The sequence below is a fragment of the Candidatus Nitrosopumilus sediminis genome, from assembly GCF_000299395.1.
Classification (GTDB): domain Archaea; phylum Thermoproteota; class Nitrososphaeria; order Nitrososphaerales; family Nitrosopumilaceae; genus Nitrosopumilus; species Nitrosopumilus sediminis.
Genome location: NC_018656.1, coordinates 701612 through 721716 on the forward strand (window position 1 = coordinate 701612; position 20105 = coordinate 721716).

29 protein-coding genes and 1 tRNA gene are annotated in these 20105 nt (G+C 34.0%); 15 read left to right on the forward strand and 15 right to left on the reverse strand.

Translation table 11 applies throughout. The features are described 5' to 3' along the window. Positions 1–247: 247 nt before the first annotated feature. Positions 248–1339: a formate--phosphoribosylaminoimidazolecarboxamide ligase family protein gene (locus NSED_RS04340; RefSeq protein ID WP_014965035.1), complete on the reverse strand. Its 1092-nt coding sequence runs from the start codon at positions 1337–1339 to the stop codon at positions 248–250. A 98-nt stretch (positions 1340–1437) separates the two neighbouring features. Here NSED_RS04340 and NSED_RS10465 point away from each other — a divergent pair, with 98 nt between their 5' ends. Genes NSED_RS10465 through NSED_RS04350 form a run of 3 tightly spaced genes read left to right on the forward strand, consistent with a single transcriptional unit; the run spans position 1438 to position 2632 of the window. Further along, complete coding sequence (locus NSED_RS10465) at positions 1438–1581, forward strand: hypothetical protein (RefSeq protein ID WP_016940368.1); 144 nt, start codon at positions 1438–1440, stop codon at positions 1579–1581. A 57-nt stretch (positions 1582–1638) separates the two neighbouring features. Next, positions 1639–2196: a UbiX family flavin prenyltransferase gene (locus NSED_RS04345; protein WP_014965036.1), complete on the forward strand. Its 558-nt coding sequence runs from the start codon at positions 1639–1641 to the stop codon at positions 2194–2196. 7 nt (positions 2197–2203) lie between these two features. Then, positions 2204–2632, forward strand: a complete 429-nt coding sequence (locus tag NSED_RS04350) for an SRPBCC family protein (protein WP_014965037.1) — start codon at positions 2204–2206, stop codon at positions 2630–2632. On the opposite strand, the gene NSED_RS04355 is transcribed toward NSED_RS04350, so the two are convergent. Genes NSED_RS04355 through NSED_RS04365 form a run of 3 tightly spaced genes read right to left on the reverse strand, consistent with a single transcriptional unit; the run spans position 2629 to position 4128 of the window. Next, on the reverse strand, positions 2629–2811 hold the full coding sequence (locus NSED_RS04355; RefSeq protein ID WP_014965038.1) for a twin-arginine translocase TatA/TatE family subunit: 183 nt from the start codon (positions 2809–2811) through the stop codon (positions 2629–2631). The two genes, NSED_RS04350 and NSED_RS04355, sit on opposite strands and share 4 nt — an antisense overlap. 27 nt (positions 2812–2838) lie before the next feature. Beyond that, positions 2839–3630 carry a twin-arginine translocase subunit TatC gene (tatC, locus tag NSED_RS04360; RefSeq protein WP_014965039.1) on the reverse strand — a complete coding sequence of 264 codons (792 nt, stop codon included), beginning with the start codon at positions 3628–3630 and terminating at the stop codon, positions 2839–2841. Positions 3631–3660: 30 nt separating this feature from the next. Next, entirely contained in the window at positions 3661–4128 is a 468-nt protein-coding gene (locus NSED_RS04365; RefSeq protein WP_014965040.1) for a hypothetical protein, read from the reverse strand. 93 nt (positions 4129–4221) lie between these two features. Here NSED_RS04365 and NSED_RS10470 point away from each other — a divergent pair, with 93 nt between their 5' ends. The 8 genes from NSED_RS10470 to NSED_RS04395 all read left to right on the forward strand — a co-directional run bounded on the left by NSED_RS10470 (position 4222) and on the right by NSED_RS04395 (position 10423). Further along, positions 4222–4377 carry a hypothetical protein gene (locus NSED_RS10470; RefSeq protein WP_016940367.1) on the forward strand — a complete coding sequence of 52 codons (156 nt, stop codon included), beginning with the start codon at positions 4222–4224 and terminating at the stop codon, positions 4375–4377. 136 nt (positions 4378–4513) lie between these two features. Then, positions 4514–4672 carry a hypothetical protein gene (locus tag NSED_RS10265; protein ID WP_016940366.1) on the forward strand — a complete coding sequence of 53 codons (159 nt, stop codon included), beginning with the start codon at positions 4514–4516 and terminating at the stop codon, positions 4670–4672. Between the two features lie 210 nt (positions 4673–4882). Further along, entirely contained in the window at positions 4883–5143 is a 261-nt protein-coding gene (gene purS / locus NSED_RS04370) for a phosphoribosylformylglycinamidine synthase subunit PurS (protein WP_014965041.1), read from the forward strand. Between the two features lie 110 nt (positions 5144–5253). Then, the gene (purQ, locus tag NSED_RS04375) at positions 5254–5934 is read left to right on the forward strand and encodes a phosphoribosylformylglycinamidine synthase subunit PurQ (protein ID WP_014965042.1); all 681 of its coding nucleotides are present in this window, start codon (positions 5254–5256) and stop codon (positions 5932–5934) included. Further along, positions 5931–8105: a phosphoribosylformylglycinamidine synthase subunit PurL gene (gene purL, locus NSED_RS04380; RefSeq protein ID WP_014965043.1), complete on the forward strand. Its 2175-nt coding sequence runs from the start codon at positions 5931–5933 to the stop codon at positions 8103–8105. Before purQ ends, purL begins: the two co-directional genes overlap by 4 nt. Before the next feature lie 221 nt (positions 8106–8326). Further along, positions 8327–8524 (forward strand): hypothetical protein, encoded by a 198-nt coding sequence (locus NSED_RS04385; RefSeq protein WP_014965044.1) that lies wholly within the window; start codon positions 8327–8329, stop codon positions 8522–8524. Positions 8525–8633: 109 nt separating this feature from the next. Beyond that, a complete protein-coding gene (locus NSED_RS04390) occupies positions 8634–10094 on the forward strand; it encodes an amidophosphoribosyltransferase (protein ID WP_014965045.1) in 1461 nt (486 codons plus the stop codon). 50 nt (positions 10095–10144) lie between these two features. Beyond that, positions 10145–10423, forward strand: a complete 279-nt coding sequence (locus tag NSED_RS04395; RefSeq protein ID WP_014965046.1) for a DUF427 domain-containing protein — start codon at positions 10145–10147, stop codon at positions 10421–10423. 161 nt (positions 10424–10584) lie between these two features. Here the strand turns inward: NSED_RS04395 and NSED_RS04400 are convergent, their stop codons facing one another. Together NSED_RS04400 and NSED_RS04405 are read right to left on the reverse strand one after the other, a co-directional pair. Beyond that, entirely contained in the window at positions 10585–10785 is a 201-nt protein-coding gene (locus NSED_RS04400; RefSeq protein WP_014965047.1) for a hypothetical protein, read from the reverse strand. A 57-nt stretch (positions 10786–10842) separates the two neighbouring features. Further along, positions 10843–12096, reverse strand: coding sequence for a two-component system sensor histidine kinase NtrB (locus NSED_RS04405; protein ID WP_014965048.1), 1254 nt, complete (start codon positions 12094–12096; stop codon positions 10843–10845). 125 nt (positions 12097–12221) lie between these two features. On the opposite strand from NSED_RS04405, the gene purC reads away from it, so the two are divergent. The 3 genes from purC (at position 12222) to NSED_RS04420 (ending at position 14452) form a co-directional block, all read left to right on the forward strand. Next, the gene (gene purC / locus NSED_RS04410; protein ID WP_014965049.1) at positions 12222–13046 is read left to right on the forward strand and encodes a phosphoribosylaminoimidazolesuccinocarboxamide synthase; all 825 of its coding nucleotides are present in this window, start codon (positions 12222–12224) and stop codon (positions 13044–13046) included. Positions 13047–13391: 345 nt separating this feature from the next. Further along, positions 13392–13895 (forward strand): helix-turn-helix domain-containing protein, encoded by a 504-nt coding sequence (locus tag NSED_RS04415; RefSeq protein WP_014965050.1) that lies wholly within the window; start codon positions 13392–13394, stop codon positions 13893–13895. A gap of 152 nt (positions 13896–14047) precedes the next feature. Further along, the gene (locus NSED_RS04420) at positions 14048–14452 is read left to right on the forward strand and encodes a PPOX class F420-dependent oxidoreductase (protein WP_014965051.1); all 405 of its coding nucleotides are present in this window, start codon (positions 14048–14050) and stop codon (positions 14450–14452) included. A gap of 81 nt (positions 14453–14533) precedes the next feature. Here NSED_RS04420 and NSED_RS04425 read toward each other — a convergent pair whose 3' ends face one another. Further along, positions 14534–14932, reverse strand: coding sequence for a hypothetical protein (locus tag NSED_RS04425; protein ID WP_014965052.1), 399 nt, complete (start codon positions 14930–14932; stop codon positions 14534–14536). 102 nt (positions 14933–15034) lie between these two features. Next, positions 15035–15520: a DUF4352 domain-containing protein gene (locus NSED_RS04430; RefSeq protein WP_014965053.1), complete on the reverse strand. Its 486-nt coding sequence runs from the start codon at positions 15518–15520 to the stop codon at positions 15035–15037. Between the two features lie 102 nt (positions 15521–15622). Here NSED_RS04430 and NSED_RS04435 point away from each other — a divergent pair, with 102 nt between their 5' ends. After that, positions 15623–16375, forward strand: a complete 753-nt coding sequence (locus NSED_RS04435) for a hypothetical protein (protein ID WP_014965054.1) — start codon at positions 15623–15625, stop codon at positions 16373–16375. Between the two features lie 1084 nt (positions 16376–17459). Here the strand turns inward: NSED_RS04435 and NSED_RS04445 are convergent. The 7 genes from NSED_RS04445 to NSED_RS04475 form a co-directional block, all read right to left on the reverse strand. After that, positions 17460–17909 carry a DUF2299 family protein gene (locus NSED_RS04445; protein ID WP_014965056.1) on the reverse strand — a complete coding sequence of 150 codons (450 nt, stop codon included), beginning with the start codon at positions 17907–17909 and terminating at the stop codon, positions 17460–17462. A 127-nt stretch (positions 17910–18036) separates the two neighbouring features. Further along, complete coding sequence (locus NSED_RS04450) at positions 18037–18264, reverse strand: hypothetical protein (protein WP_014965057.1); 228 nt, start codon at positions 18262–18264, stop codon at positions 18037–18039. Between the two features lie 14 nt (positions 18265–18278). Beyond that, positions 18279–18527: a hypothetical protein gene (locus NSED_RS04455; protein WP_014965058.1), complete on the reverse strand. Its 249-nt coding sequence runs from the start codon at positions 18525–18527 to the stop codon at positions 18279–18281. A gap of 189 nt (positions 18528–18716) precedes the next feature. After that, positions 18717–18790, reverse strand: a tRNA-Asn gene (locus tag NSED_RS04460). 71 nt (positions 18791–18861) lie between these two features. Next, positions 18862–19149 (reverse strand): hypothetical protein, encoded by a 288-nt coding sequence (locus tag NSED_RS04465; RefSeq protein WP_014965059.1) that lies wholly within the window; start codon positions 19147–19149, stop codon positions 18862–18864. A gap of 16 nt (positions 19150–19165) precedes the next feature. Continuing rightward, positions 19166–19723 carry a 50S ribosomal protein L6 gene (locus tag NSED_RS04470; protein ID WP_014965060.1) on the reverse strand — a complete coding sequence of 186 codons (558 nt, stop codon included), beginning with the start codon at positions 19721–19723 and terminating at the stop codon, positions 19166–19168. Further along, positions 19713–20105 carry a 30S ribosomal protein S8 gene (locus NSED_RS04475; RefSeq protein ID WP_014965061.1) on the reverse strand — a complete coding sequence of 131 codons (393 nt, stop codon included), beginning with the start codon at positions 20103–20105 and terminating at the stop codon, positions 19713–19715. Before NSED_RS04475 ends, NSED_RS04470 begins: the two co-directional genes overlap by 11 nt.

Here is a 20105-nt window from a genome sequence, read left to right on the forward strand (position 1 = left end):
TTGAAATTACTCATATTAAATTTTAAATAGTTATTTGTCTTATACATAGTGATGTCGTTAGTTGTAAAATCTGGCGATTAGATTGCGCTGCCCCGCAGAACAAAAAAGGCAATCAAATGTTTAGACGTTTGACCACGAGAGGGAATCTCTCAAAGTTCTGCAGTTAGGGGTATGCGCCTTTACATTTTCTTGAATAATTCTTCATCTCGATTAAAAAATGATGTTATTGTTTTAGATTCTTAAATTACTATGTCACAATTTCATCTAAACGCCCTTCTTCTTGAGCACGTTTTATTTCCATTGCAATTCTTCTACCTACCCCAAACGTTTGTCCATACTGATATTTTGTATAAGGACTAGTTGTTGCAACAATAGGATTTCCTGGTACTCTTAACGATACATCATACACAACAAGTTCCAAATCTTTTGTTATTACACTTTGCAATGAAAATGGGCCAATGATTCCTGGGGTGTATTCTTTCTTTACTGCAGCTACAAATTTGTCACCCATTTTAAGCACCTTTTCAAGCAATGATTCTCTGATGCTTGCAGGAGTATGTCCTACTTCGATGTTTTGTAAATCAATATCCATCTCCAACTGTTCTTTTGCTGGGAGGGCATTGTAATCATGAATGTTGGTTTGTAACCTTCGCTCAATTCCAATAAAATCTACTTGGTCTGAAATTGGAGTATGGAAGAAATTAAAATTCATATATGTCCCTATCGCCAACTCTTCAATACTTGCATTTTGAAGATCTTTTCTTGCAATAACTCCTTGCTTAATTTTTGTTTCTGATTTTTTGATATAATCTTTGTAAGATGAAACAGTGAAGAATGCTCTTTCTAATGGTCTCTTTTTTTCTTGAACTTTAACAATACATGGTTTATTGATTCGTTTAGGATCTTTGAATAATTTTGGATATTTTATTCTGGCTTTTTCCAATAGGTAGTATTGTCCTTTTTTTGCTGTTCTTTCTTCTGCTTGAAACAGTTTCCTGTTTCCAAAAATTGGCACTTTGAATGAGTTTTCAATTGTTTTGTATCCCAGATAGACTGTAAGTGATCTATGCGGAACTATGATTGTGTTTGAATCTCTTAATTCTTTTTGATATTTCGATGATGCCATGTCTTTGAATTTATCTAATACTGTGATTTCATCTGCTATTCTTCCGAATCTTTTGTATGGTCCTTCACGTCCTTTTTGACAAAAAACCCTAGTCTGAAAATCTTCATCTTTTGCCCCATCCATTATTTCTAATGCTGAGTGACTACCAAGAACTCCGATCTTGACATCTATGTAGTCATTAACAATTTTTTTGATTTCAGAACTTTTAATCACATTATGCCTAGATAATGGGATCTAATATAGCTAATTTTTGATTATTCAGATCGGCATGAATCAATAACCTTTTCTCAATCGAAGTCTCATATCTTATCATGCTGTATTCTTTTGAACTGCAAATGGCTGGAATTATTCTACTTACTGCAATGGCAGCTGGTGGTATTTCTCTGTGGTTAAAACGGAGAAAGACTCAACAAGAAATTGTAGATCTCAAAAACAATGAATCTCAAAACCCATAGTGCCAATATGTCCATTCTATCTAATACATAAAATACTCTGGATTCTAAGGTTGTATTATGAAGCTAGTAATCGGAATCACTGGAAGTACTGGAGTAATTTATGGAATCCGAATGCTTGAAACTCTAAAAAAATTAAACATTGAAACACACTTGATTCTTTCTGAATGGGGTGAAAAATGTATTTCAATGGAAACCGACCATACTCCTGAATATGTAAAATCCCTTGCAACAAATATCTCTGATGAGAAAAACATGGCATCAAGTGTTTCTAGTGGAACTCATAGAATTGATGGTATGATTGTTGCTCCTTGTAGTATGAAAACATTAGCTGCCATTGCAAATGGCTATGACGATACACTTGTGGCAAGAGCAGCTGGTGTTACAATAAAGGAATCTCGAAAATTGATTTTAATGGTTAGAGAGACTCCGCTATCTGCAATTCATTTGGAGAATATGCTAAAATTATCTAGACTTGGGATTGTTATTTTACCTCCTGTAACAGAATTTTATACTAATCCAAAATCTATTGATGATATTGTAAATCATGGTGTTGGAAAATGTTTAGACCAGTTTGACATAGAGCACAATTTATACCCTCGATGGGGTACTCTTTAAACTGCTATTGCCAAAATTTTCTTTAGAAAAAATTGTTAACGCAAATAGAGATACAGTTTTTCAGATTTTCTCAAACTATGAACATTATCAAAAGTTAGTCCCTCAACATTTTCCTTCTGTTAGAGTTCGCTCTATTCGCGGTAATGTATCCGTAGTTGAAGAACATCTAATTCTTGGCAATATTGAATTGCTCATTATGGCAAAGCATGTTATTGATGAACCTATTTTGCATGATGTATTTGTAATCGGCGGTGATGTGAAGGGCAGTCATATCAAACAGGAATTCATTGAACTTGAAAAAGGTACCAAGGTCTTAGTTGACGTTGATTTAAAATTTAGAGGCAAATTAATGATATCTAATATTTTTGGAAGACGTGATTTTAAAGAAGATTACAGTAACATTTTAGATAATTTTGTAAAAATTGCTGAAAACTAGTCTGATTTTGATTTTTCTTCTTTGAACTCTTTAAGCTCTTTGTCTGCTTCAATTTTTCCTTTTTCAAATTCACCTTTGGCCTTACCAAAAGTTTTTGCAAGTTCTGGAATCTTTTTTGCACCAAAAATCAATACGCCGATAACAACTACCAAAACGATGATTTCTGTACTTCCTAACATGTTATACCATATTCTCTGATTTCAGATTTAAGTGTTCAACTTTTTTCTTTCTTTACGCTCAATCAATACCATGCCTGCGGCATACAATGCAATCATTGGTCCTGCAACAAACATCATAGTTACTCCTGTTCCATCTGGAGTAATTATTGCCCCAAAGATCACTATGATTACTATTGCATATCTGATATTTTTTCTCCAAAAATCTGCATCTACCATTCCTGATGCTGCTATGGCATACATTACAAGAGGAAGCTGAAATGAAAAACCAAATGCCAACAAAAACTGTAATACAAATGTCACAAACTCCATAACGTTTAGGAAAGTTACTAATCCTGCACCTTCCCCATATCTATACAAAAACTCTAACATGTATGGGATGACAAAATTGTAAGAAAACACACAGCCTGCTACAAATAATCCTAATGCTGGCAAGGATATGTTTCTACTAACATTAATTTCATTTTCTTTTAATGCTGGCTTGATGAATCCCACTAATTCTTTTATGATAACTGGCATTCCTACTACAATTCCAATGAGTGCTGCCACATACATTTGCGCAAAGAATGCTTGTCCTGGTGCAGTTTGAATCAGCTGTACTCCTTCTGGAACTAAATTAATTCTCATGTGGTTTGTAATTTGAGCCGCCATATTGTGAAGAGGCTCTGGTGTTGGATAATACAAAGTGAATTGGTTTATCTGAAATGGTTCTGCATGAAACATTAGAAGAAATGCTGAAATCCCTGCAATGACCAGAACAATTCTCACTAATCGTTTTCTTAATTCTTCAAGATGCTGATTAATCCCTTCCAATTCGGACATCTGGATATCTTTGATTCTAAACTATATCAATTATGTGGGGATTGGTAATAATTTTGCTTCAGGCAGTCCTGCCTCTTTGAGTTCATCTGCAGTAATCCCTCCAAATTCTAATGATATGATAGCTTTGGTGTTGAATTTGGACTCCATCTCTTTTGCTAGATCTGAAATATCTTTTGGTGAGTAGATTTCTTTTGAATCTTTTAGGAACACTCTTTCCCCTTTCTCCATCTCTTTGCCCCCAAATTTTTCTTGCAAAAATTTTGTAATTTCTGGTAATTCCTTTCTATCTATGTTGTTGTGAAAGTAACAAATTCCTTTAACTGATTCATAGTCATAGGCTGTTCCATTTCTATACATGAAAACACCGATAAAATGAGCTTCGTCTTCTGGTTCTCTTACGCATTTGATTTCCCAATTTAGCAAGTTCTTTTCATCATACGCATACCCTCCTAGTTCATCTGAGGTGATCTTCCAGTATCTCATTCTGCCTTTTGCCATTATGAAATATTGAGAATTATTCTGATATAAATTCCATCTCTATATGACTGGAAAATACTATCATCTTTTATAGTAAATATTGGTATTTGGCATGTGGGAATTAGAATCACTGTTGTATTGGACTATGGAAATGCTGAAAAACTCAGAAATATTCAAGCAAAGATGATTAGATCGTCTTCCAAGTCGGTAAGCTTTTCACATGTCCTAAATGAAGTTGTAAATGAAGGATTAAAAAAATTCAAAGTTTGATCTTAAAATAAAACTTGTTCAAGTTTTATTGCTATTTCTAATTAGATGCAATTTAAAAAATCTCCACATTCATCTTAATTTCTAAAACATCTCAAGATTCAGATATAGTTATTATCCTGATCAGAAAAATTCTGATATGGGATTCAAAAGAGGTATTAACAAATGCGTAGAATGTGAAAAGAAAATGAAAGAAGATCCTAATGAAACAGGTATGTGTAGTAAATGTGGCAAAGTCCAAAATCGTATTGAATCTACAATGTACAAAGAATTAATCGATGAAGGAAAATTTCCATAACATACATTTCTGAATTTACCGTGTACTCAGTCTAGAATGTCACAAATGTAAAATCCAGAGTTTAGATTCTAGTTGCCAGAACTGGGCTGATGATATCTTAACAACACGAGTCCTCAGTTCCGGAAACCTAGTCTATATCTGAAAATAACTATAAAAATACAATATTATTCGGAAGATAGATTAACCTCAAATCTATTTTTTAATTTGATAATGGCAATTTTTAGCGTTCATGTAACAATTGAAAATAAGCCTGGCATTAGTGATCCTGAAGGGGATACAATTCTAAATGATTTGGTTCTCAAAGGTACTCACAAAACAGTTTCAAAAATCAAAACTGCAAAAATGTTAAAATTTACCATCAAAGAAAAAGACAAAAAATCTGCACAATCAAAAGTTAAAGAGATATGCGATGATTTGAGAATATACAATCCAATGGTAAGCAAAGTTACCATTGATGTTTTTGAAAATTAGGCAAATCTGAATAATTTCCTGTTATAATTAATTTCTATGATGTATCTCCCTGATCGTCTACATCGCCAATTAATCATATAGTATTTGTATCTCTGAATACTAAATCCATTGTGAAAGTAGGAGTTGTAGTTTTTCCTGGTAGTAACTGTGATCGGGATATGTTTCATGTGCTTACTGATGTATTTCATTTTGACGCGCAATACTATTGGCATGAAAAAGGTCTTCCAAAAAACATTGATGCTGTAATTCTTCCTGGGGGTTTTTCATACGGTGATAGGCTCAGAGCAGGTGTAATTGCAGCCCATAGTCCAATTATCAAAGATATCAAAAAAATTGCAGAAAAAGGCATTCCTATTTTAGGCGTATGTAATGGGTTTCAAATTCTTGTAGAATCAGGATTACTTCCAGGAGTTTTGCTCAAAAATGAATCTCTTAATTTTATGTGTGAATGGACAAACTTGATTGTGGAAAACAACAAAACTCCATTTACAAATCAATTCAAACTACATGAAAAAATCCCAATCCCTATTGCAAACGGTGAGGGAAGATATTATGTTGATGATGACACCATGAAAAAGATAAAGAAAAACAATCAAATTGTTTTTAGATACAGTGAAGTTGTAAACGGTTCATCAAACAGAATTGCTGGTGTATGTAATGAAGATGGAAATGTTGTTGGAATGATGCCTCATCCAGAAAGAGCTGTAGAATCAGAAATAAATCCAATTGACAACAAACCATCTTCTCTGATTTTCAAGTCTCTGATGACAAAAATGGGTGTTAGTAAATGAGTTTGGAGTCACAAGAACTTTCTGAGTTAAAATCAAAAATCGGAAGAGAACCCACATCTACGGAATTACAAATTGTTGCTGCTGAATGGTCTGAGCACTGTTCTTACAAATCTTCTAAAAAACATCTCAAAATGTTACCTATGACAGGCCCTCTTGTTATTAATGAGAAGGGGTATGATTCTGGTGTTTTAGATGTTGGTGATGGATATGTTGTCACTGCACACATTGAAAGTCACAATCATCCATCCGCTGTAGAGCCCTATGGTGGTGCTGCAACCGGTGTCGGCGGAGTTATCCGCGATATTTTATCTGCAGGAACTAGACCCATTGCGATTTTTGATGGATTGAGATTTGGAAATATTGAAAAAGATTTGCAAGCTAGATGGCTATTCAAAAATGCTGTTACTGGAATTGCAGACTATGGAAACTGTCTTGGTATCCCTACCATTGGTGGAGAAGTTGAATTTGATGAATGCTATGAAAACTATGCTCTAGTAGATGTTGCAGCATTGGGATTTGGCAAAAAAGAACATTTGATAAAAAACCATGCTAGGAAGGGTGACTTGGTTGTATTGATGGGTGGTTCCACTGGTAGAGATGGTATTGGTGGCTCACAATTTGCTTCAGATTCATTAGAATCCGAAGACCGATCTGCAGTACAAATTCCTGATCCTTTCATTGAGAAATTAATTATCGAAGCAGTGTTGCAGGCAAGAAATGATGGTCTGATTCATGCTATGAAAGATCTTGGAGGCGGGGGTTTGTCTTGTGCTATTTCAGAAACTGCCGATGCTTTAGAAATTGGAATTGAGATGGATGTTGACAAAGTTCACACCCGTGAATCTGACATGAGTCCAGACGAAATCATGGTGTCTGAATCTCAAGAAAGAATGTTGATTGTAACTAGTAACACCAAATTAAAAAAACTACAGGCCATTTGTGAAAAATTCAGAATTGGCTGCTCTGTAATTGGTCAGGTGAAATCTGATAATCAAGTACACATCAAAAAAGGAAAAAAAACATTTGCTAATTTGGCTGCTGACATTGTAGCTAATGCAACGCTACTTGATTTGCCTTCAAAGAAACCTGCTTATCTGAAAACTATTGAAATTGAAAAAAAATTCAAACCCATTTCTGATTATTCTAAAATTTTGATGAAGTTACTTGCATCTCCAAACATCGCAAGCAAGATTTGGGTATATGGTCAATATGATCATGAGGTTGGAATTCGAACAGTTGTGAAACCTGGAAAAGATGCGTCTGTTTTGAGGCTAGATAATGGAAAATTCCTTTCTGCAAAAATTGATGGCAATCCAAAACAGTGCTACATCAATCCTCGAGAGGGTGCAATTGGCTGCTTTGAGGAGGCATGCCGAAATGTTGTTTGTACTGGCGCAAAACCTATTGGAATGCTTGATCATCTTCAATTTGGGAATCCCAAGGATCCTGAGATATTTTGGACATTTTTAGAATCCTTAAAGGGCTTGACTGATTTTGCCAAATTTTTTGAAATACCCTGTGTTGGTGGGAAAGTCAGTTTGTATAATGAGACTCCTGCAGGCCCAATAAAACCAACTCCTGTAATTGGTGTTATTGGATTAATTGATAAAAAACCATCTGTTCCTCAAAAAATTTCTAAAGATGATTGCTTGATCATTATCGGAGATACTAAAGATGAACTTGGGGGTTCTGAATTCTTTGAGTATATTCATAAATTTGTGGGAGGAAAATGCCCTGTCGTTAATTTTGAGGATTCTAAGAAAAACATGAAATCTGTTTTAGACTTGATTAAAAATAATCTGATAAAATCTGCACATGATTGTTCAAAAGGAGGATTGGCAGTTGCCATATCTGAAATGTGTATGACAAACCAAATTGGCTGTGTTGTATCTTTGGATAAAATACCTGGTGATAAACTTGATGTTGATAGAATCTTGTTTTCAGAAAGTCATTCTCGTTATTTGTTATCTTTTGACAAGAAAAATCTTTTAAAAATTCAGAGCCTTCTCAAAAAGAACAATGTATCTTTCCAAGAAATTGGCAAGTTTGGTGGTGAAAATATTCAGTTTGACAACAAAACAAAACATATCGTTAAACTAAATGTTGAAAAAACTCATAAAATTTGGTTGCACTCGCTTCCTGATTTGGTTCTTCATGGAAAGACTTTCTAGTATTTTTCATAATAACCTGCTCTTTTAGGCTCAAAATTACCTAGATACACTCTCATGATTTGCAATATGTTAGGATGCAACACTGAAGCTTATGCTCAAGTAATGTTTTATCACTTTGAGATGGGGAGGTCAAAACCCTACTGTAAACAGATCATGAGATTTTGTATATTTCATGCTAAACGAATTTCCAATGATTCTGAAATCAGGGTTCAAGTATTGCAATGAGGGAGATCAAAATTGATATTTTAGACAAAGACTATCTTGACTTTCTATCTGTTTGCGTTGACGAAGAATTATCTGTTGAGGAGAAACTCAAAAACATAATTCGTTATCATTTGATTACGTATAGAAATCAAAAAAAGATGCGAAATGCCACGCTTTTCTCATTTGATAAGAAATACCCTGATCGCACAAAGTGATGAGCATTTTTATTGTTCAAAGTTAGATCATGGATCAGGGAATGGAGTCATCATTTGATTATTCAGTAGAGTTTTACGCTTTTCCTAATTTTTCAACATTGCCTAAAATATGGGGGCTGAAGTAGAGTTGCCTAAAGTAAAGGAAAATTGCGGTGTTGTTGGAATTTACAGTTTATCTGGGACAAATGTAGTCCCAATGGTATTTGATGCTTTACGTGCATTGCAACATAGAGGACAAGAAGCTTGGGGTTTTGCAGTTCCAAACAAGCCTCCTTTTAAAAAAGTAGGATTAGTTTCACACTCTTCATCTGAATTTAAAAAAATTGCCCAAGAGTATGCATCTCCTTGTGTAATTGGCCATGTCCGGTATTCTACAATGGGAACAAGCACTCTAGAAAACGCGCAGCCATTGAAAGTAAAGGATCTCTGCATTGCACACAATGGAACTATTGCCAATGCTCAAGAACTATCAAATTTGGTAGGGGGGTGTTCTTTTACTCCTCAAAATGCAAGTGACACTTTGGTTGCTGCTCAACGACTGGTATCATTAATTTCTGAAAATGGTCAAATGGGAAAAGCCCTTTCCATTTTGAAAAATGAAATGGTGGGTTCGTATTGCTTTACTTTTATTTCTGATGATAATTCTGTATTTGCTGCTAGAGATCCTAAAGGATTTCGTCCTATGGTTTTGGGACACAAAGAATCTGATGACACATACATTGTAACCTCTGAATCAGCTGCTGTAACTGCAGTAGGTGCAACTCTTCAAAGAGACGTAATACCTGGCGAATTAATCAAACTAAGTAAAAGTGGATTAGAAACTGAAATGTTTTCAGATGATACTTCTCGTGCGCATTGTTCTTTTGAATTCACTTACTTTGCTCATCCATCAAGTAACATGGAAGGACACAACATTTACCTTTCAAGAAAAAGAATTGGGCAATTTATGGCAAAAAAATTTCCAATCAAAGATGCAGATTTAGTAATTCCGGTACCTGATTCTGCTAGACCTGCAGCGTTAGGTTATGCACAAGAACTTGGTGTGTCTTTTGATGAAGGTTTACTAAAAGACAGATACAGCAAGAAAGGTCCATTGCGAAGTTTCATTGAGCCTCATCAAAGTGATAGAGTTGAAATCAATCGTTGGATAATTCCAATTACTGAAATAATTAAAGATAAACACGTCGTAGTGATTGATGACAGTCTAGTTAGGGGTACTAGTTCTAAGGCCATTATCAAGGCGCTTCGTCGTGCTGGGGCTAAAAAAATAAGCATGTTGATCACATATCCGCAAATTAATTATCCTTGCTATGCTGGAATTGATTTTCCTTCACAAGAAGAACTTGCCACGTATACTGATGGTAAAAATATGTCTGTTGATCAAATCACTGAAATGGTCAGACAAAGTATTGGTGTTGACTTTTTAGGATATAATGACGCTGAAAATCTGGCAAACGCAGTTGGAATGCCAAAAGATTCCATGTGCTTTACATGTTCTTCTGGAAATTATGATTCATTGGGAATAAAACCTGACTTTACAAAACGTGAACAAGTCAAGGCCAAAATCTAGAATCTCTATTTGGAGATTTGATTAAATATAGTTCAAAATATTCTATATTTGTGAAAGCAATCTGGAATGATGTAGTAATTGCAGAAAGCAATGACACTGTAGAGGTTGAAGGCAACCATTATTTTCCTTTTGATTCAATCAAACAGGAATATTTCAAAAAGACTGATTTAACTACTTTTTGTGGTTGGAAAGGAATGGCAAATTACTATTCTGTTAATGTAAATGGAAAAATAAACAAAGATTGCGCATGGTATTATGCAAAACCGAATGATGCTGCCTCTAAAATTAAAGGAATGGTGGCTTTTTGGAATGGTATTAAAATAAAATAAAATATTTGTTCCATAATAGATTATGATCATACTTGTTTGTTAATTAAAACATGATATGTTAGGTATTTCTAAATTGATTATTCGAATTTGAATCTATTTGTATAAAACTTGTTTTTATGATTTGTATTGTTAATCTGATTTTTTGTTAATGATCTAATTGTCTAATCCTGTTCTACTTTTTTGTTATATTTGTCTACTTGACGATTATACTCATCAATTTCTTTATTTTCTTCATCAATACTATCTTCAAAAAGTTCTGGATTTTCCTCTTGAGCTTTTTTCATAAGTTTCTTGAATGTATCCGGATCATCTCTTTGGAGTTCCAAAAGCATTTTTCCTATTGATTCATCAAGATTACTCATTTAATTTTGGTTAAATTGAGGGGTATTTTTGAATATCGTTACACTAAGTTTTATTCTCTATTTTCTTAATGTTCTCTTTTTTGGCAGTGTTATGGTGAATGTGGTGGGATTATTTTTCACACTAATTATACCTCCATGATTTTTTACAATGTTTTGACAACTTGCAAGCCCTAACCCTGTACCTTTGCTTTTAAAAGTGACTAATGGATCAAAGATTTGATCAATGTATTGTTCCGGTATACCTGATCCAGAATCTTGAATTTTGATAATTATCTCCTTTGCTGTCTCTTTTGATTCTATTTTTACGGTTCCTTCTCCGTCAATTGACTCTATGGAGTTTTTTATTAAATTTAGAAATACAATTTCCATCTGTTCTTTATCGCAACAAACTAGCAAATTTTCCGCTGGTAGCGATATTTTTATTGTATTTGGAATCTTGATTTGATTCATTGATTCCTGTATGATTGAATTTAGATTCCATGTGGAGATGCTTGGTTCTTTTGTTCTTACAAAATCTAACACATTTTCAATCTGATGAGTGATTCTGTCTATTGATCTTTTCATGATTTTCAATTTATCTCGTGATGACTCATCTGTAATTCTGGCATCAATTAATTCTAGAGACATCTTTAGATTTGAAAGTGGGTTGCGCATATCGTGAGACAATCTGGCCGAAAGTTCTCCTATGACTGCTAATTTCTCTAATTTCTTGCTTTTTTCAAATTCATTTTTGTAAATATGAGTTACGATAATAATTAGTTCGACATGGACTGCTACATTGAAAATTAATAACAATAATTGAAGAATAATTAATCTCTCTGATAATTTTTTGACCTGGTTTCCAAGTTTTTCTACTAGTTGATCTGAAGACTTGAGAAACAAACTAAAATTCTGTTCGACATTTGCCATTTCCTCATATGTAAAATTAAAATTTTCTTTCTCTTTGAAAACTAAATATTCTGTTTCCAACGCAATGAAATTTGCCTCTATTTCATTCCACTCTTTTTCAAATTCAGGATTAAGCATTGGTATTTTGTTTTCATTTAACATTCCTCCGTTTTTTAAAAGATGGATATTCTCTTCAAGGGCTGCAAGTTTGTCTTGAGGGTTGGCTTCTGGGTTTTTCAAATATGTATAATCTTTAATTTCATTTACAAATTCACTTGATAAAAGTCGATTTTTTCCTGCAATATTGATCGAATTTCCTAGTAACGCTGTTTCTGATTCGAAAATTGCTAATGTTAAAAAACTACCTATTATTATCCCTATTTGGATTAAAATAATAATTGTAACCTTGAATTTATTTTTCAATGTATGACCTGTGTAATCTGAGAATCACTCATATTCATATTTTCAAATCTGATTCTTTAACCCATGTTTATCAAATCCGTATATCATCCTAGCAGTTAAATTCCATCAAAATCAGGCATAATTGTTTGAAGTTTCTTACAAGTGGTAAAGTAAAGGATCTTTACGATGTTGATGAATCTACCATCCTATTCAAATTTTCAGATAGGGTGTCTGCATACGATGTCAAATTCAAACAGAGTATCCCTAGAAAGGGAGAAGTGTTATGCAAATTTGCAGAGTTTTGGTTTAATGAATTATCCGTACCAAATCATTTCATCAGAAGAGAGTCTGATACGGAAATAATTGTAAAAAAGATGAAGATGCTTCCAATAGAATGTGTGGTTAGAGGATATTTTTACGGTAGCTTGGTTAGCAGGTGGAAGGATGGTAATGTGAAGGTACCTGAAGGAACTGATACAACATTAGCTGCAAAACTTCCAGAACCTCTGTTTGATCCTACGACAAAATCTGAACACGATGTTCCAATCAACAAAACAAAAGCATTGGAGATGAATCTAGTTACTGAAGAACAATATGACTGGTTGGAGAAAACATCTATTGACATTTACAAAAAGATGGCTCAGATTGTAGACGGTGCAGGATTTATTCTAGCTGATTTGAAATTAGAATTTGGTTTACTTGATAATCAAATCATATTAGGTGATTCTATTGGACCTGATGAATATCGTTTATGGTCCAAAGATTCCTTTGAGGTTGGAAAAATACAAGAGGCATATGACAAACAACTGTTGCGTGATTGGTTGACTGCAAATGGATACCAAAAACAATTCGATGATCAACGTGATGCAGGAGAAGAACCTACTCCTCCTGAAATTCCACAAGCAATTATTTCAAAGATGACTCAACGCTATGTCATTGCATATGAGAAGATCACTGGATGTCTTCTGTAATTCTTATTGTTTGTTGATTCTTGACTAGAAGCTAACATTCAACTCGAATTTGATTTTTGACAATTCACAAAATATCTCTCTGATGGGGGATTTGGCGACATTGTTTCCAGGATCTGATATTTCTGATATTTTTTCAAATTTTTTAAACCGCTACAATAATTGTTCTATCTATATCATAATTATTGTAGCACTATCAATAATATTGGATATATTACAAGATTTATTGTACTGGTTATCTCATATTGATACCGCTACAACAGTTCTTAAAGTAAACAAAAATTGATGCGATTAGACAAAAAAATATGATACAAGGATCTTTTAGATCGGATTGAAAGGTAATCCTGTATGTCAACGCTACTAGAAAAGCAAATCAAAGTTAATCGTATTGTTACGACAAGTACTGAACACGCACGTGCAATTGAAGACCCTGCACGGGCAAAAATCGTGGAAATTTTGTACCATCAGGCATTATCAGCTGACCAGATTTCTACTGCTCTGAAAAAGACCGGATACAAAAAAGCACTAACTACCGTACGTCATCATTTAGAAATTCTAAAAGCCTCTGGATTGATTGAAATTGCTAGAATTGAAGAATCCCGTGGAGCCATCACAAAATTCTACAGTACATCTACAAAATTGTTAGATTTTCAGACTCCTGAAGATTTTGATTCCACATATTCCAAAATCATTAACAACACATCTGAAAAAATTGAGAAAATTCTCAAAGGTCTTACACCAAAGACTATCAAATCAAAAGGTAAGAAATCAGAAGAATACTCGCAATATTTGGTAATGGAGATTATGAATCGGGCAGTTACCAATGTTCTTGAAAAATCAAATAAAAAATGATCAGAGGGATCAATTCCTTCTCTAATTGTTAGAAACCGATCTAACTTTGATTTGTGATTTTTTTAATATTGTGCCAAAAAGAGCAGAAAAAATGCCTTTTTGAAAACAATCTTCCAAAACTATTATCAACGGTATACTTTATTGAAAAATAGATGGATGAGAAAGTAATCAAATTATTTTCAGAAAAAAACTTGGTCTTTATTGCAACTGTCATGAAAGATGGTTCACCACAGGTTTCCCCTGTTTGGGCAAATTACGAAGATGGATACGTGCTGGTCAATACTGCAGAGGGTCGAATAAAACACAAAAATGTTTTACGTGATTCGCGAGTTGCAGTTTCTGTTGTTTCAAAAGACAATCCACTTGACATGACAACCATTCGTGGTGTTGTAGAAGAGTTAATTCCTGATTATGATTACAAACATGCAGACAAACTTACACAGCAATACATGGGACGAGAACACTATCCTTTCAAATGTGATGATGAGAAAAGAGTAATTCTAAAAATAAAACCTAACAAAGTTTTTGTCTTGCCTGAATTGAAGATGAACGAGTAGCAATTTAGAATATTTCTAAACTCGAATTTAGAAACATAATACATTCAGTATGGTAAATAGAAAAAAGATAGCATAGACAGCTTAACGTCGACGTTTAGCTGCCTTTCTCTTTGGAGCGGCTTTGCGTTTAGAAGCAGCCTTTCTCTTAGGTGCTGCTTTTCTTTTAGCTGCCTTTCTCTTTGGAGCTGCTTTTTTAGCTGCAGTTTTTCTCTTTGGAGCGGCTCTGCGTTTTGCTGCTGCCTTTCTCTTTGGAGCTGCTTTTCGTTTAGCTGCAGTTTTACGTTTTGGAGCGGCTTTTCTTTTAGCTGCTTTTCTCTTAGGTGCTGCTTTAGCTGCATTTTTCCTTCGAGTTGCTGCTGCCTTTCTCTTACGTGCTGCTGCGGCTTTTAATGCTTCAGCTGCTGCTTTAGCTGCATTTCTCTTTCGAGTTCTTGCTGCTTTTTTAGCTGCTTCGGCTCTCTTGGCTTTGGATACTGCCATGATTGTTTGCAAAAATCATCGGTGTTATATGGTAAAAGTCACACATTACTACGCAGTATATAGAAAAATTTGACACATTTTTTGTTTTTTTGAAAATTACGATCAGCAATTTGTAATGCAAATCAAAGCTGTATCGACAGTTGATTGATCTTTTTGCGGACGAATAATTATTTTGTATTGTTTCTCTTCATCAAATGGAATATCAAACTGTGTTGTTCTTTCAATTGATTGATCGGGTTCTAACCATTCTAAAAGTAGGTCTTTGGATGAAAATTCTCCGTAAACTGCTTCGTGTTTCTGCTCTTTTTCATCAACAATGTATAATTGTCCTCCTGAAAACAGAGTTTTTTCATCACCAATGTTTTTTGCAGTGATCCCGATCATTACAAACGTGTTTTCAGGTGTAACTTGCTTGCTTCCTTCATGTGTTCCCTCAAAAGTTACCATATATTCTACTGGTCCAACAGTTACTGTTTCTCCAACTGTGGACTCTATGAAATTTGTCGTATATTGCGTATACATTATCATTGCAAATCCCATCGAAGCTATAATTGCTCCAATTACTATCACAACACCAATTCCGCCCATCATTCATCTTGGATTATTTTTGGTATATAGTTGAAACTGCTCTTTTTTGTACAAATTTGTACCAAAAAACCCTGGGGTATTTTGGTAAAATGAGATCAACTTATGAGTGTCATATATTCATTAGACATTCCGTTATTCTTTTATTTCCCATATTTGGGACTTGTATCAATGAATAAAACAGTATTCCTAGGAGTTACTTTTACTGTATTATTTACAGTAATGATGGTATCTCCGGTTGTTGCTGACGACAGCACTCATCTCGATATCGAAAAAGCAGAAGTCAAAGTAATTGATGATGGCTTTAAAGTAGAAATTGAGACTGGTGCAGAAATCCCTCAAGATGGTTCTGCAGGTGCATTTGGATATGGTGTTTTGACAGCTGGTGCCTCTAACGTACTAGCTATTACAACTCACAAATGTGCCTCTGATAGTTTTGAACAAGGTTCTGCTGATGACTGTGATGCAACTGTAGGTTTACTACGTCTATTTGGAGGAGATGAATCTGAACATAATGATGCTACTTTCCATCCACACATTTTAGATCTAAAAGCACCTGAAGAAGGTACTTTTTGTGCTGATGAAGGTACTCCATTTGAAGTAGATATTTCTGGAACTGTAAGTACTGGAAACAATGTTTCTCCTAGTGACTATGAATTGGAAGTAAAAGATGACAAAATTGGAGTCATTACTACCATGGATGAATCAAACGTTGATCCTGATGGAAGTGCTATTGCAATTGCATCTTTTAACATTATTCCAAATACAGATGAAGATGGTTTGATAACTCATCTTTGTGTTGCTGTTGATAACTTAGTTGAAGCAGAAATAGGCAAAGTAAACAAACACGGCAAATAAGCCGATTTTTTCTTTATTTTTTCATTAAATTAGAGGGGTTTAGCTTTTACGCACGACTCTAAAAGATCATACTAGTCTAGCTGGGAGAGCTTGGTAGAATTAGGGTTGCATATTGTATCCAGGCACAAGTGTTCAACCCCCCATCAAAACTCCTATTTTTGAAAATTTCACATTATGCCTAAACATGCTAATTTTCAGGGGGGGTTTAACGCCTAGGCTTAATTTTGTAAAATTATTATTTTAGAAAATTTTGTGTCATGATGGTAATCCCTTCCAAAATCTGTGAAAATAAATTAGATGTAAACAATCTGAACTGATCAAATACATCGTTTGTGGATTCAAATGATTCGTTTATTGCGGTTTCACTGATTTGCAGAACTAAATTTTTCACGTTTTACTTTGCTTAAATCCTGATTTTACTAATTGCTTGTGCATTTGGACACACATTTGATGTGAAATAAGGGGGGTTTAGAAGAAAAATTTAACTCAAAACCCTCTATTTTTAGTGTGATGTGACTCATTTCTTTCTATTTGTCTGTGACATACTGTGATATTTTATGATTGAAAAATGGATGTTCCCTAAAATACAGAATTTTAGGGCATCGTCATTTGTTTACTATTTGAATTCTTTTTGGACTGTTTTTACGATATAGTGTACTGCCAAGGCAAGCCCAATCATTTTAAAGAAATTATTCATTTGATTGGGCCTCCTTATTCTCATATGTTTCAAGAATTTCGTCTATCATTTTGAGGATGTTCAATTCTGAATTGCCTCCAATTTTGTAGTGTTTTCAAGCTGCAGTTTGCTGACCTTTACGTTTACGTTGATCTCAAAATTCTTTGTCGAATGTCTGAACAGTATATTGAAGGCGTTCATTTTACGAACACCATCAAACTAGCAATAACTGTCAAAACAAAAACCTTGTTCTTTGAAGCCTTGAATCTGAGAATTTGGCTTTCTATGAAACCTGCTTTTGGTTTACATATTGTTGTGTGTTTCGTTGTAAATTTTGTTGCTTTCATACTAGATAATTATGAAATTATAATAAAAGAGCCGCGTAGAACTGATAAATCGTCTATTTTTTTAAAATGTTTTTAACAAAAATCTAGCTGTTTTATCGTATTTTTCAGATACGCTATCTATTGCCTCAAGCATTGTTTGTTGATTGATGTTTTCCTTATCGTCTAAAACAACATAGACTCCGATTTTCTGTTTTCCATCTTCTGTGATGATTTTGTTAATTGCCTGAATTGAATAGCAAAAGTCTGCCACTTTTTTCTCAAATTTCTCCTTCTCTTCAGGACTAAATCCTAAATATCTTGCAATTTGGTTATTTTTCATTACAACTTTGGCCCCTATCACTAGAATTCCTGGTTGGCCTTTTGGTTCAAACACGTCTATTGGTATTCCATACTGTCCTGCATGTTTTACAAGAATTTGAAAATTATTTTCAGGATTTTTTACTTCTTCAAATGAGAGTCCCTCGTGAATTACCCACCTCTCAACATTATCTCGCATTCTGGATGCAGTCATAGAAAATATTCTAAACTAGTTCTATATGATTCTAAATGGGAATGATTCCCATGCTAAATTTAGAATGTTTCTAAATTCGAGTTTAGAAATATTGATTATCTTTACATGAAAAACAAGTTAATTTTTACTAGATGTTCACATTAAAACCTGAATCTAAATCAGGAATAGCTGCTCCAATGAACAAATTTAGTATAATTCCAAAAACCATAAAGGCAATTCCCAAATACAAACAATTTTTTGCTTTACGAGGATCATCTTTACGTAAAATAAAGAAAGCAATTATTCCTCCAATTACTCCGAAAAAAATTGGTAACAAAAACCAAACATTGCTTCTTATTTTCTCTGGATATGACATTATCTTCTATACCATTATTTTGCAATTATTGCTTTTTTCTGTAATTGTGTAATTTCAATTTCCACTGTCTCTAAGGGATCCTCTACTTGATTACGTCTGATTGAAAACATTTTTGGTTTTTCAAAGTCATCTGTACAATCTGGACATGCATAGACTAGTACTCTGTGTTCATTTGGTGCTTTTGGGTTTGATAGTCTTGGATAATACACTAATCTTGCGCCACAATCAACACAGTATCTGTTGGCCCTTCTAGTTCTGACCAATGTAAACCTCCTGCATTATTCTTAATGTGCGATCATCTATTAGATCTATGTTGTCTAATAGAGTAAACCAATTACTAACAACCGATCAATATTTCTAAATTCGAATTTAGAAATATGATTATTTTTATCTATTGTTTAAATTATATCTATATGAAAAAATATTTCAAAACTCGAGTTTAGAAATAAGAGCGCCTCCCACCAGACTTGAACTGGTGACCAACCGGTTAACAGCCGGTTGCTCTACCACGCTGAGCTAGGGAGGCACAAATTAAGACCTTGGCAAAAGTGATTTAATCTTTGCGACTATGCAAAAAAGACCAAAATTATAAAATGTTCAGTTAAATTTTGCAAAAAACTCTTTGATTTCTTTTGCATGACTTTCAACTAATGCTATAATTTCCAGATGTTCATCTGCTGTTGGTTCTCTTTGATGAACAATTTGAAATGCACTAAGTGCAGAACCTACCATTTCTCCAACAAAAAATCCACACAAAAAATCCCCTATGTTGCCACATTCCCAAGTTTCACCTATTCTTGGAGATGCTCCTGCAGATTTGTATAATTCTAATGTTTGTTGGATTAAATCAGTAGTTTGTTTTGAAAATTCAGGATCAAGGGTCATTTGTTAAATTTGAATTTTATTTTTCTATACCTTTATTCTTTTCAAATGAATAGATGCCGTCTAAGAAAACTCTATGATCTTTATTCTTCACTTTAGATTTTAGTTCAATGTTAGCTGCAGTTTGTGTAACGTCCGTCCAGACTTCTCCAGTTAAAATGACATCTTCCCCTTTAGGAATTACTTTGGTATTTCCTACACTATGTGTAATTCTTGGTGCACGTTCTCCTTGGAAATTTTCAATTAAGATTTTCTTCCCTTCAACTTTTACAGTAATTGGAAAGTGAGAAAACACAACTTTCATTTTAATTGTATATCCTGTAACTAGACCTTCACAGATATTTCTGATAATTGATCTTGCAGTATGTAAGATTGCATAGTCTTTTTTCTTTTGATTGATTGCTGTAAGCAAAACTTTTCCTTCGTTTACTTCTATGTTGATTGGAATGTTTCTGAAACTTTTGTGCGTTTTTCCTAATGGTCCAACAAAGGATACCATGTGTTTGTTTACTGTGACAGTCACCCCTTCAGGAATATCTACCTGATCTTTGAATTCTTCAATTTGTTTAGTAGACATATCCTATCAAAAATCCCCCAATTCCTTTTTGTGATGCTTCATGATGGGACATTACTCCTTGATTTGTTGTTACAAGAAGCATTCCTCTGTCATATGCAGGCAAATATTGTTGTTCCCAATTATTGTATTCATCGTTTTTGACTTTGAATCTTGGAGATATTGCTCCACATTTGTTAATTTTTGCTAATAATTTAATTTTGAATTTACCTCCTCTTTTGTCGTCAATATGCTCAAATTCTCCAATATAGCCATCTTTCTGAAGTGTTTTCAAAACTTCAATTCCTAACTTTGATGTTGGAAGAATTACGCAGTCTGACTTTCTTCTGGCTTCGTTGTTGTAAAGTGTGACAAATAGATTTGCTAAGATGTTTGTTGCTGGCAT

Bases quoted from the DNA above. Each gene is read 5' to 3' on its own strand.
- tatC (WP_014965039.1), bottom strand. From the start codon at position 3,630: ATGTCCGAATTGGAAGGGATTAATCAGCATCTTGAAGAATTAAGAAAA.
- NSED_RS10265 (WP_016940366.1), top strand. From the start codon at position 4,514: ATGGGATTCAAAAGAGGTATTAACAAATGCGTAGAATGTGAAAAGAAA.
- NSED_RS04365 (WP_014965040.1), bottom strand. From the start codon at position 4,128: ATGGCAAAAGGCAGAATGAGATACTGGAAGATCACCTCAGATGAACTA.
- NSED_RS04385 (WP_014965044.1), top strand. From the start codon at position 8,327: ATGAGGGAGATCAAAATTGATATTTTAGACAAAGACTATCTTGACTTT.
- NSED_RS04415 (WP_014965050.1), top strand. From the start codon at position 13,392: ATGTCAACGCTACTAGAAAAGCAAATCAAAGTTAATCGTATTGTTACG.
- NSED_RS04430 (WP_014965053.1), bottom strand. From the start codon at position 15,520: ATGGGCGGAATTGGTGTTGTGATAGTAATTGGAGCAATTATAGCTTCG.
- purL (WP_014965043.1), top strand. From the start codon at position 5,931: ATGAGTTTGGAGTCACAAGAACTTTCTGAGTTAAAATCAAAAATCGGA.
- NSED_RS04345 (WP_014965036.1), top strand. From the start codon at position 1,639: ATGAAGCTAGTAATCGGAATCACTGGAAGTACTGGAGTAATTTATGGA.
- NSED_RS04420 (WP_014965051.1), top strand. From the start codon at position 14,048: ATGGATGAGAAAGTAATCAAATTATTTTCAGAAAAAAACTTGGTCTTT.
- NSED_RS04435 (WP_014965054.1), top strand. From the start codon at position 15,623: ATGAGTGTCATATATTCATTAGACATTCCGTTATTCTTTTATTTCCCA.
- NSED_RS04465 (WP_014965059.1), bottom strand. From the start codon at position 19,149: ATGACCCTTGATCCTGAATTTTCAAAACAAACTACTGATTTAATCCAA.
- NSED_RS10465 (WP_016940368.1), top strand. From the start codon at position 1,438: ATGCTGTATTCTTTTGAACTGCAAATGGCTGGAATTATTCTACTTACT.
- purS (WP_014965041.1), top strand. From the start codon at position 4,883: ATGGCAATTTTTAGCGTTCATGTAACAATTGAAAATAAGCCTGGCATT.
- NSED_RS04450 (WP_014965057.1), bottom strand. From the start codon at position 18,264: ATGTCATATCCAGAGAAAATAAGAAGCAATGTTTGGTTTTTGTTACCA.
- NSED_RS04475 (WP_014965061.1), bottom strand. From the start codon at position 20,105: ATGCCAGCAACAAACATCTTAGCAAATCTATTTGTCACACTTTACAAC.
- NSED_RS04355 (WP_014965038.1), bottom strand. From the start codon at position 2,811: ATGTTAGGAAGTACAGAAATCATCGTTTTGGTAGTTGTTATCGGCGTA.
- NSED_RS04445 (WP_014965056.1), bottom strand. From the start codon at position 17,909: ATGACTGCATCCAGAATGCGAGATAATGTTGAGAGGTGGGTAATTCAC.
- NSED_RS04470 (WP_014965060.1), bottom strand. From the start codon at position 19,723: ATGTCTACTAAACAAATTGAAGAATTCAAAGATCAGGTAGATATTCCT.
- NSED_RS04390 (WP_014965045.1), top strand. From the start codon at position 8,634: ATGGGGGCTGAAGTAGAGTTGCCTAAAGTAAAGGAAAATTGCGGTGTT.
- NSED_RS04425 (WP_014965052.1), bottom strand. From the start codon at position 14,932: ATGGCAGTATCCAAAGCCAAGAGAGCCGAAGCAGCTAAAAAAGCAGCA.
- NSED_RS04400 (WP_014965047.1), bottom strand. From the start codon at position 10,785: ATGAGTAATCTTGATGAATCAATAGGAAAAATGCTTTTGGAACTCCAA.